General features: G+C 28.0%; 10 protein-coding genes and 1 pseudogene. 5 read left to right on the top strand and 6 right to left on the bottom strand.

Features of this window, described 5'->3' with window-relative positions; translation table 11 throughout:
• Nucleotides 1-122: 122 nt before the first annotated feature.
• The 4 genes from HUJ77_RS05425 to cdd all read right to left on the bottom strand — a co-directional run bounded on the left by HUJ77_RS05425 (nucleotide 123) and on the right by cdd (nucleotide 4,315).
• Nucleotides 123-782 (bottom strand): P-II family nitrogen regulator, encoded by a 660-nt coding sequence (locus HUJ77_RS05425; protein ID WP_291707558.1) that lies wholly within the window; start codon nucleotides 780-782, stop codon nucleotides 123-125.
• A gap of 189 nt (nucleotides 783-971) precedes the next feature.
• On the bottom strand, nucleotides 972-1,643 hold the full coding sequence (locus HUJ77_RS05420) for a P-II family nitrogen regulator (RefSeq protein WP_291707557.1): 672 nt from the start codon (nucleotides 1,641-1,643) through the stop codon (nucleotides 972-974).
• Entirely contained in the window at nucleotides 1,633-3,126 is a 1,494-nt protein-coding gene (locus tag HUJ77_RS05415) for a DUF1538 domain-containing protein (protein WP_291707556.1), read from the bottom strand. Before HUJ77_RS05415 ends, HUJ77_RS05420 begins: the two co-directional genes overlap by 11 nt.
• A 772-nt stretch (nucleotides 3,127-3,898) precedes the next feature.
• Nucleotides 3,899-4,315: a cytidine deaminase gene (gene cdd / locus HUJ77_RS05410; protein WP_291629330.1), complete on the bottom strand. Its 417-nt coding sequence runs from the start codon at nucleotides 4,313-4,315 to the stop codon at nucleotides 3,899-3,901.
• A gap of 224 nt (nucleotides 4,316-4,539) precedes the next feature.
• Here cdd and HUJ77_RS05405 point away from each other — a divergent pair, with 224 nt between their 5' ends.
• Complete coding sequence (locus tag HUJ77_RS05405) at nucleotides 4,540-5,301, top strand: MerR family transcriptional regulator (protein ID WP_291707555.1); 762 nt, start codon at nucleotides 4,540-4,542, stop codon at nucleotides 5,299-5,301.
• 84 nt (nucleotides 5,302-5,385) lie between these two features.
• Here the strand turns inward: HUJ77_RS05405 and HUJ77_RS05400 are convergent, their stop codons facing one another.
• Nucleotides 5,386-5,823, bottom strand: a complete 438-nt coding sequence (locus HUJ77_RS05400) for a globin domain-containing protein (protein ID WP_291707554.1) — start codon at nucleotides 5,821-5,823, stop codon at nucleotides 5,386-5,388.
• A gap of 117 nt (nucleotides 5,824-5,940) precedes the next feature.
• Entirely contained in the window at nucleotides 5,941-8,310 is a 2,370-nt protein-coding gene (locus HUJ77_RS05395; RefSeq protein WP_291707553.1) for a GxGYxYP domain-containing protein, read from the bottom strand.
• A gap of 204 nt (nucleotides 8,311-8,514) precedes the next feature.
• Between HUJ77_RS05395 and chbG the strand changes: the two genes are divergently transcribed.
• From chbG to HUJ77_RS05375, 4 genes and pseudogenes are all read left to right on the top strand, one after another.
• Entirely contained in the window at nucleotides 8,515-9,252 is a 738-nt protein-coding gene (gene chbG, locus HUJ77_RS05390) for a chitin disaccharide deacetylase (RefSeq protein WP_291707552.1), read from the top strand.
• A 229-nt stretch (nucleotides 9,253-9,481) separates the two neighbouring features.
• Nucleotides 9,482-10,429 (top strand): annotated as a pseudogene (locus HUJ77_RS05385) (PTS transporter subunit EIIC); the annotation flags it as partial.
• Between the two features lie 24 nt (nucleotides 10,430-10,453).
• On the top strand, nucleotides 10,454-10,936 hold the full coding sequence (locus tag HUJ77_RS05380) for a glucose PTS transporter subunit EIIB (RefSeq protein WP_291707559.1): 483 nt from the start codon (nucleotides 10,454-10,456) through the stop codon (nucleotides 10,934-10,936).
• Between the two features lie 4 nt (nucleotides 10,937-10,940).
• Nucleotides 10,941-11,594, top strand: coding sequence for an N-acetylmannosamine-6-phosphate 2-epimerase (locus tag HUJ77_RS05375; RefSeq protein ID WP_291707551.1), 654 nt, complete (start codon nucleotides 10,941-10,943; stop codon nucleotides 11,592-11,594).
• Nucleotides 11,595-11,691 lie beyond the last annotated feature (97 nt).

Raw genomic sequence — 11,691 nt, 5'->3', positions numbered from 1 at the left:
ATATATCTTTTTAGTAATTCCTTTGGAATTACATCAATAATTCTACATTTTTAATTTAGGAGCTGTTGAGACAGCTCCATTTTTTAAACTAATCCTATGCCACACAGAAAAGGGAGATAATTTTATTTTTCGTATAACCCATAAGTCTTATTTATCTCTTGGACAAATAGAAGTCCATTTCCTGGTTTATCCAATTTTAATTCTTCTCTTATTGAGTTTACTATATCTTCAGTGGTATCTTTTTTAGATAGAATTATAACTACTTCTTTTTCAGGTTCTATTTCCATAGCAAAGACCTTACTAGTTTCATGAATTCCTGATCCTCTTGCATTAATAATAGTGCCGCCTAATGAACCAGCTTTAGTTGCTGAATCTATTACATCTTGAGCTCTTCCTTTATCTACAATAATAGTTATAGAATTATACATATTATCCTCTCCACCTTTTTCTTCTTTATTACATTTACAACTTCTAATTCCAAATACATCACATATATTCGTTGTGAATGCTATTCCATGATTAGGTTTGTTAAACTTAAATTCTTCATCTAATTTTATTAAAGCTTTATTTATTAATTCGGTATTAGAAATCATAAGTACAACTTCTTTGCTTACATCTGCTAGTCCTAAAAAATCTAATATCTTATTGTTTACAGTTCCTTTACCTAAAAATACTGTTCCTCCAGAAATTCCATTTTGTTTTGCTTTTTGTATTACCTTGCTTCCTAATCCTGATTTAACTATAACGCAAAGTAATTCAATATTGCTTGAATAACTAAACATTTATATTTAGTCCCCCTTTTTTATTTTAACCAAGTATAAATTATAATAAATTTAAAACTTTATTGACCGCCAATTATTTACATAAATCTTATGCTACATCAAAGTTAACACTATTTCAATAGAAATTAGCTGTAAAATAAAAAAATAAGAAAATTTCAAAAATTTTCTTATTTTTTTATTATCTTTTAATTATTTCTCATATAATCCGTAAGTTTTATTAATATTTTGAACATATATAATACCATTTCCTGGCACATCAATTTTAATTTCTTTTGAAATTGACTCTACAATTTTTTCTGTTTGGTCTGTTTTTGATAAAATAAGAATTACTTCCTTTTCAGGCTCTATTTCCATAGCAAATACTTTACTAGTCTCATGAATTCCTGATCCTCTTGCATTAATAATAGTGCCTCCTAATGATCCAGCTTTAGTTGCTGCATCTATCACATCCTGGGCTCTTCCTTTATCTACAATAATAGTTATAGAATTATACATAACCTTATCAAAATCTCCCTCTTTAACTTTTTCATTTTCTTTGCAACTTCTAGTTCCAATTAAACTAGATATTGATGTTGTAAAAGCTATTCCATGATTAGGCTTTTCAAATTTAAATTCTTCGTCTAATTTTATTAAAGCTTCATCCATAATACTTTTCTTTGAAATCATTAAAACTACTTCTTTACTTACATCTGCAAGTCCTAAAAATTCTAAAATTTTATTATTTACAGTTCCTTTTCCTAAAAGCACAGTTCCTCCAGATATTCCATATTCCTTAGATTTGTGAAGCACCTTACTTCCTAATCCTAATTTAACTATAACGCAAAGAAGTTCAATATTGTTAGTATTAGAATTATTCAACATCTACACCAACTCCTTCTTTTTTAGATTTAATTTTAAATATTAAACCTAATATTTGAAGAGCTATAATTGGCGTCATAGCAACCATAGCTATCATTCCAAATCCATCTATTAAAACATCTGCTCCTTCTATTGATGTTGCTGCACCTTGAGCAAAAGCTAATATAAATGTAGCTGTCATAGGTCCAGAAGCAACTCCACCTGAATCAAAGGCCATTCCCACAAATAGCTTTGGAACTATATACATTAAACCAACTGATATTATATATCCAGGTAATAGATAATGCCATAATTGAATACCTGGAACAATTATTCTGATCATTGATAATGCTACTGCAAATCCAACTCCAATTGCTAAAGACAACATTACTACGTTTCTTTTTACATATCCACTAGTAACATCTTCAATTTGATGAGTTAAAACATAAACTGCTGGTTCAGCTAAAATCGTTACACATCCAAGGATAAATCCTACTATTATAACATAGGCCTTATTATCAAGGGCTGCTATCTTGTAACCAACTATAGTTCCAACTTCCATAAATCCAGCATTAACTCCTACTAAAAATACTACTAAACCTATGAAGGCAAATAATATACCAAACATTATTTTTCTTAATGATTTTTTGGAAATTTTAAATTTAACCTTTTGGAATATTAAAAATATAAGAACTATGGGAGTTAGAGCTAAGAAAATTTCATATGCTAAATGAGGTATAGCATGTAAAAATGGTCCTAATATTCCTTTTGTTCCTTCTAAATTCACTTCTGCTGATCCACTGATTTCATTAGTTCTTGATATTATGCTCATTATCATTACAGCTAAGATAGCTCCTGTTGATGCTATAGCAACTAAACCAAAACTATCTTTTTCTGATTGCTTACTATCTTTTTTTATTTTAGATACCCCAGTTGCTAAGGCTAATATAAAGGGAACTGTCATAGCTCCTGTAGTAGCTCCTGAAGCATCAAAGGATATTGCTAAAAACTCTGGTGATACCAAAATAGCAACAAGGAGTATTACCCCATAAATAATTGTCAGTAATTTATATAGTGGAAATGAATAAACTATTCTTCCAAGTCCTAAAGCAAGCATTATGGATATTCCAATTGAAACAACTATAACTATTAAGAATTTTCCAAAAGCACCTCCAGTTACATCGGCAACTTGTCCACCAAGTATATGAAGATCTGGTTCTGCTATAGATATAACAAGTCCTAGAATTAATCCCGCTATAATAACAATCCATAGCTTGTTTGTCTTAGCTATATTGTTTCCCATTATATTTCCTATTGGTGTTACTCCAATATCAACTCCAACTAAGAATATTGATAATCCTATTACTATAAGTAAAGCTCCTAGTATAAATCTTATTAGCATAGGAGTTTCTATTGGTGTTAATGTAAAGTTTAGTATTATTACAATTAAAGTTATAGGTAAAACTGATAATGATACCTCTTTAATTTTTTCTGTCAATAAATTCAATTTGCCTCATCCCTTCTTATTTAAAATTTATTTTATTAATCACCTCTCTTATTTTTTTCTTTTATATAATAACGATAAGCTTTAAATTTAATAAATTTCATTGCTTTATTTACTCGTAAAATTCTATTACTGTAGAATATGTTGTATGAAATATTACATCTAAAATTTTCATTGAATACTTATCGATTAAAATCAATTTCCATGTTTCCCTTAGTTAATTGTACTTAATATTCATTATTTTTGCAAATTTAAGAAGTTTATAACAATTAAGCTTATATTAAATGAATATATTTAAATTCAATATTTTATTCGTATTATTATCTAAAAAAAGTATATTTTCTTCATAATATTAAGTGTTTAATACTTTTTTTATTCTTTAGGAATTTATAAAAATATTGGCCTGTGAATAATTTTTTATAAATTCCTTTCCTTCAGTACTCTAGGAGATAAATATTATATTCTGGCGACTTGGAGCTTGCGACGGAGCAAAGAATATAATATTTATCTACTTTTTTATAAATTTTCTTCAGGGATATTAAGGAGATATTGTTAAATATATAACCTTTATCTATATCAATTCCTTTTCATAGAATTACCACATAAAAAAAGCCCAACAATTATGTTGGACTTAAAATTTATACTATGTCTTATTTTAATGTTGAAAATTTTATGCTCTATTATAGTACTAACCATATAATTATTTTTGAAATAAATCTATAGTGAGATTCTATAATTTCTTAGTAAAGGATTGGTTATTATGCTTTATTATATATTAATCCAAATCCTTGCCAGTAAATCCTAGGGGTAAAAGTTCTTCTAATGTATATTCTTTAAATTCATCTTTATTTTTAGCAAGATAGATTTTAAAAGTCTTTGGATCACAAAATTCAGCTATTACTTGTCTGCATACGCCACAAGGTGCACAGTATTCAGTTTCTTCAGCATCTGCCTTATTACCTACTATAGCAATAGCAAGGAATTCATGTTGTCCTTCAGATACAGCCTTAAAAAAAGCAGTTCTTTCAGCACAATTTGTTGGAGTAAAAGCGGCATTTTCTATATTACAACCTAAGTATATCTTACCATTTGTACCAAGTAATGCTGCACCAACATTAAAGTTAGAGTAAGGAGTATAAGCAAATTTTTGAGCTTCATAAGCTTTTTCAACTAATAATTTTGCATCAATCATAAATTTCACCTGACACTTTCTTTAATAATAATTAAAAAATATATTTCACTTTAAAAGTATATAACATTAAGTGGATTATTATTATAACACTATTAAATAATTGTGTATATATGAAATTGATTTAAAGATAATTTTGTGCTAAAAGATATCAAAAAAATATTTTAATATATATTGACATTAACGCAACGGAAAGGTTTATCATTAATTTGTAAGGAGGAATAAAGATGGAATATACAATTAAAAAGCTAGCTGAAATGGCAGGTGTAAGTACTAGAACTCTTAGATACTATGATGAGATTGGATTACTAAAACCATGTAGGATTAATTCTTCAGGATATAGAATATATGGGGAAAAGGAAGTAGATATATTACAGCAAATTTTACTTTATAGGTCCATGGATATTAAGCTTGAAGAGATTGAAAATATAATATCTAATTCTAGTTTTGATATTTGCCAATCATTAATTGAGCATCGAAAAAACCTCATTTACAGAAGAAATCAACTTGATCAATTGATTTTAACTGTAGAAAAAACTATTGAGTATAAGAAGGGAGAAATCAATATGTCTAATAAAGAAAAATTTGAAGGATTAAAAAAAGAAAGATTAGAAGAAAATGAAAGAAAATACGGAAAAGAAATTAGAGATAGATATGGAAAAGAAACAATTGAAGCTTCTAATAAGAAGTTTATGAATATAAGTGAAGAAGATTTTGATAAAATGAATGAAAGTGAAGAAGAAATTTTTAAAGGACTGCTAGAAGTTGTTAAAACAGGGGACTTGGATTCAAAGATAGCACAAGAGGTTTATGAAAGTCATAAAAAATGGCTTAGCTTTACATGGCCTAGCTACTCTAAAGAAGCGCATATTGGTTTAGCAGAAATGTATGTAGCAGATGAGAGATTTGCTAAATACTATAATGATAAGGCAGGAAAAAATGTAGTAAATACTTTAAGAGACATAATAGTAAAGTATGCAAAAGAATAATAGTTACAGTAATATAGGGGTTTATATAAAAATAAAAGGGGCTTGTCCAGCCTCTTTTATTTAATTTACGTATTAATATCTAGTTTATTGTCTTGAAAGATAAATGTTTTTTTCTACATCTATAAATACTTCTGCAAGAACTCCATAAGTTTTGCCCCAAGCATCTATTATTTCATCTGTTGCAGCATCACCTAAAGTTTCCTTTATAGCATCTAATAAATGCATTCCAATAATAGGATAATGTTCAGGTTTTACATTAGCATTACAATGTCTTTCTGCTATTTTATTTACTACTGGCATTATAGCTTGTAAATTGTCTATATTTTGAGCAGATGCTAATACAGCCATTGCTAAAGCTTTTGGTTGCTCTCCAGAAGCTTGTCTATCCATATTAAATAATGGTGCTATTTCTGGGTTCTTTTTAAACAGATTCTTATAAAATGTTGTTGTTATTTCCACTCCATGAGTTTTTAAAACAGGAACTGTACTTTTAATTATTTCTATTGTATTTTGATCTAACATAATTTCTCCTTCGTTAATTAATATTAAATAATAATTAATATTGTTTATTATAAACAAAAGTTTATCACTATTTAAATCAAAATACAACTTAAATAATATTAACCTAGGCTAAATATTTTAATTAATATTACTTTTAATCAACTTCATAAAAATATCAGGAGTAACTACTTTTATTTTAGGATTACTATTTAATTTATCAATTACCTTTTGTACATTATTCATATCCTTGCTCCATACGTGAACATAAACAAAGGTATAGGATTCGGGATTGGTAATATCTATATAATCTAGGTTAGTTCTAGAATTAATATAATTAATTAGTTCATCTTCATTTTCTATATCATCCCAAAGTAAGTCTCTGCAAGATACAATAGGTTTATTATTAGACCAAATTATTTCACCCTTATAATTATTACCTCTTTTATAATCAAGATAAAATAAACCATCTATATTCGAACAAGTGGTATAGTTATCCCATAAATCAATGTGATAAAAGGAATTATCATCAATTATTACTACATATTTTTCATCTACATTTTTCATATATTCGTTTAGTCTATTTGTGTAATTAATTAATCTATCCTTAGGATATTTGCTTGGATAAATATATCCATTCCCAGAAGGAGAAACGAGATAGTAATCTAAAATAGCACTTTCATAATACTTATTAAACACAGTCGGTGCTAAAAAGTATAAGGATGGACTTAATGTCCAGCCTAAATTGAAATTCCCTCTATTTTTAGCTCCAAACCATTTTTCTGAACTATAATTGCTTCCAAGTAGCCATTGTTGGTTATCTCCATCAGACATAATAAAAGTTACATAATGAATGTTATCTTCTTGTGGAATTTCAATTTGAGGTTTTTGTTTTTGAATCCTTTCTTTAAATGAACTTAATACCGATAAATTATAGGACCAATCAGAAGCAATAATATCTACTCCATGCTTTGAAGCTATGGTTACATTATTAAATTCATCAGGGCCCCATCCTAAGCAACGAGAGTTTTCATCCATAGAACTAAAAATTGCTTTTCTTAAACTAGTATCATTTATACTATCTTCATAAAATATCAGTGATTTAGACATTATTGCATAATCCCTTAAAGTTGTGGGCTTATCAGGTGATAATTGAATAACTGTAGAATGATTTAACCCAGAGTTCCATAGATTTTCATATGCCCAATAAGAATTTGTATTTCTACAATCTTCAATTAAGTTGTTTATACCTAAGCTTGTAACTTTGATTTCTAGAGATTCTTCTATGGGTAAGGCATCTTTTAGTGAGGCCAGTGAACAAGCGTTGTTTAGAGATGATGGATTAGAGTTACTGTATAGTATATAACCTTTAAGAGTATATTTAAACGTATTTAGAAGCTTCCAAGGGTCACAAATAGTTTCATAACTTATATTATAATTGTTATTTAAATCAGTTAGCCATATTTCATAATCTGGTTCATTTTTACTAAGAATATAAATTTGTGAGTTAGATTTTGTTGATATAATTCCTTGAAGAGCAGAAATCATAGTCTGCTCCTCTTTACTCATATCAGATTCAGAAATAGCATATAAATGTTTAGGAATAATAGAGTTTTTAATATAGCAATCATTTAAACAATTATCCCAAGAATTATCATTGGTAGATGAAGTGGACTTAGTAGTATAGTTATTATAAAATTCCTTTGAAAATTCAAAGTGATTTCCTGCATAGAAGTGTTCTGCATTTTCATTGTTCATACCTGATAATAATATTTGGCGTTTAATAATGTCATTTAAGCTAACATCTTTATAATTTTTCATAATATCGTACATTATCATGAAAGTAGTAGTTCTACCTATGCCTGCTTTACAGTGAAAATGAAGCCAAGAATCTTTTGGTTGATTTTCAACAAAATTAATAAAATAATTAACCATATCATCACTAGGAATACCACCATCTGTTACAGGAATACGAATATATACAATTTCTTTTGAGTTAGCAGCTTGCAACTCATTTTGAACGTATTTAGGAACTATGGTTTCCTTTGTATTATAGAAAGTAATTGGGGTTCCAATTTTAATAGAGTTTAATAATTTATTTTCAGCAGATAAAACTTCAGATAAGCTTAATCCCTTATTGGCATTGTTTTTTTGATTTTCAAAGCTAATAGCTATTCCATTTATAAATCCATGAGATTCCTGCCTTAAATCAATATCTATTATAGAAAAACTATTATCAATAGCCTCTTTTATTAATGAGAGTCCTGAATCTGAAAATTGTGCACTTCCTGATATATTTAATTTATCAAGACCTTTAAGGTTAATAGTATTATCTTTTATTATGGATTTATAATTTGAAGACATTCTAAAGTTATGTGGTAAGGCATTATTATTAGGGGGATTTTCCAATAAATTTAATTCTGATAGAGCTTTAGGAAAGTAATATATATTCATTAATAAGCAAAAAGTTAATAAAAATAATATAGAATAAAATTTAATGTTTTTTTTCATACATATGTACCCCGCAAAAAAATTATTTATATTTATTAGCATTAGAAATAAACTAATGCTTTATTCATTAAGTTTTATTTAGCACTAACATAAAAATCAAATCATATTTTAAAATTTGAAAATATTCAATAAGGATAAAGTATTATAATTATTAAGAAAAATATTATAAATATGTTTTTCATTAAAGTATGGGAGGAAAGATATATGAAATTAATAATAAATGCAGATGATTTTGGGTTTAGCAAAGGTGTTAATTATGGAATAATAGATTCATACAAGAACGGAGTAGTTAGAAGTACCTCTATAATGGCTGGAATGCCAGCATTTTATCACGCTGTAGAACTTTTAAAATCCAGTAGAGGTTTAGAGGGGCTTGGATGTGGAGTTCATTTAACCTTATCAGCTTATAAGCCAGTGCTAGATAGTCATAAAACAATAGTTGATGAAAATGGCTTTTTCCATAAAAGAGTAACTGACCAATTAATTGAAAATAATTTTGATCTTGAAGAAGTATATAATGAATTTTCAGCTCAAATACAAAGGGTTATTAATAGTGGTATAGAAATAACTCATCTGGACTCTCATCATCATGTTCATACATTAAAATCTCTTAAGCCAATTATAGAAAGATTAATTAAAGAATATAATCTACCAATTAGAGGAGGCTTATTGTATGAATTAGATTATGACAAAGTTATTCCTTATAGTGGATTTTTCTATGATAAAACAGTTAGTATTGATGGATTTAAAAAAATAGATATAAATAAGAATGAAATCTTAGATACTATGACTCATCCAGCCTATTTAGATAGCTTTATTATGGAAAATAGTTCATATAATTTGAAAAGAATAGAAGAATTAAAGGTCTTAACATCTAAGGAATTAAGAGATTATATAGAAGAAAGTAATATTAAACTATGTAACTATAAAGACGTATTTTAAAATATTTAACAACAAAAAGCATTATAAAGGTTATAGATATCTTTATAATGCTTTTTATTTTAAGAGTTATGAAAATGTTTTTAATATAATATGTTGAACAAAAATTATTTTCGTGATATTATGAAAATATATTCAAAATAGAAATATTTTTACATGAAAAAATATAAAAAATTTTATACAAGGAGGAATTATATTGTTTAAACAGTTACAAAAAATAGGTAAATCATTTATGTTACCAATAGCAATATTACCAGCAGCTGGTTTATTACTAGGTATTGGAGGAGCTTTATCAAATCCTAATACAGTTGCAGCATATCCGTTTTTAAATATTTCTTGGTTACAAGGTATATTCTCAATTATGTCTTCAGCAGGAAATGTTGTTTTTGGTAACTTATCACTTATTATGTGTATTGGTCTTTCTGTATGATTAGCTAAGAAGGATAAGGGTACAGCAGGGCTTGCAGGTGCAGTAGCATTCTTAGTTATGAATGCTTCTATTAGTGGCATGATTACAGCATTTAACCCAGAAGTCCAATCAATAGATACAGGTGTTGTTGGGGCAATAGTAATCGGATTAACAGTATCATATTTACATAATAAATATGGCAATATTCAATTGCCAGCAGTTTTAGGATTCTTTGGTGGGTCAAGATTCGTACCAATAGTATCTTCTTTTGCAGCAATATTCATAGGGGCAATATTCTTCTTAATATGGCCAACCTTCCAAGGCTGGTTAGTATCAGCAGGTAATGGAATAGCAGGATTAGGAGCAGTAGGAACCTTCCTTTATGGATTTTTATTAAGATTAACAGGAGCAATTGGGTTACATCATATGATATATCCACTATTCTGGTATACAGAATTAGGTGGAATTGAAGTTGTTGCAGGTCAAACAATTGTAGGAGCACAAAATATATTCTTTGCACAATTAGCAGATCCAAATCATATTGGATTATTTACAGAAGGAACTAAATTCTTTGCAGGACGTTTTGCCACAATGATGTTTGGTTTACCAGGAGCATGTTTAGCTATGTATCATAGTGTGCCTAAGGCAAAGAGAAATTTAGTTGGAGGGTTATTCTTAGGAGCAGCAATAACTTCATTTATTACAGGTATTACAGAACCAATTGAATTTATGTTTTTATTCGTTGCACCATGGTTATATGTAGTTCATTCATTATTTGATGGATTATCATTCTTTATTGCAGATATATTAAATATATCAATTGGTAATACATTCTCAGGCGGATTAATAGACTTCACTTTATTTGGAGTACTTCAGGGAAATACTAAAACAAATTGGATATACGTATTATTAATTGGATTAATATGGTTTGCATTATATTATTTCGCATTTAGATTCTTAATTACTAAATTTAATGTTATGACACCAGGAAGAGAGACAGATGAAGAGGAAGTTAAAGTTATAACTAAAGATAGCTTAAATGAAGTTGCAGAACAAGTACTAGTTGCACTTGGAGGAGCAGAAAATTTAGAAGATGTAGATGCCTGTATTACAAGATTAAGAGTATCAGTTAAAGATGTAAGTAAAGTAGATAAAAATAAAATAAAATCTTTAGGAGCTACAGCAGTTTTAGAAGTGAAAGGAGGAGTACAAGCTATATTTGGAGCTAAGGCAGATCCAATAAAGCAAAAAATAAATGAAATTATAGGGAGAGATTAAGAAAATGAAGGAAATAAACAGAGGATTAATTGTATCATGTCAAGCACTAGAAAATGAACCATTACATAGTTCTTATATAATGAGTAGAATGGCAGTAGCAGCTAAAGAAGGCGGCGCTAATGGTATAAGAGCAAATAGTGTTGAAGATATAATAGCTATAAAAAATGAAGTAGATTTACCTGTAATAGGCATAATAAAAATTAACTATGATAATATTAAGCCTTACATAACACCAACAATGAAGGAAGTAGACTCACTTATTAATACAGGTGTTGATGTAATAGCTATAGATGCTACTATGGATCAAGATGAGGAATTTTTAAAGGAAATATTTAAAAAGTATCCAAATCAAAGCTTTATGGCAGATATATCTACTGTGGAAGAAGGTTTAAGAGCCGATAAACTTGGATTTAAGTATATAGGTACTACTTTAGTAGGCTATACAGAGCATTCTAAAGGCATGAATAATTTTGAAGTGTTAGAAGCCTTAATAAAGCAATGTAAGGCTAATATTATAGCAGAAGGTAATTTTGACACTCCAGAAAAAGCTAGATTAGCTTTAGAAAAGGGTGCTTACTCTGTTGTAGTTGGAAGTGCCATAACAAGGCCACAATTAATTACTAAAAAATTCAGTGATGAAATTCTAAAAGTAATTTAATTTATATAAATTTAGTTAATAACTCCTAAGTATTGGTTACTATATTCTAATATTTGGGAGTTATTTCATTTAAAGCACTCTTTTAATTAATTTAGAT

Source organism: Clostridium sp. (genome assembly GCF_021443865.1).
Lineage (GTDB): Bacteria > Bacillota > Clostridia > Clostridiales > Clostridiaceae > Clostridium.
Note: the sequence above shows the minus strand (reverse complement) of the source record. Positions and strands in the feature narration are given on the sequence as shown.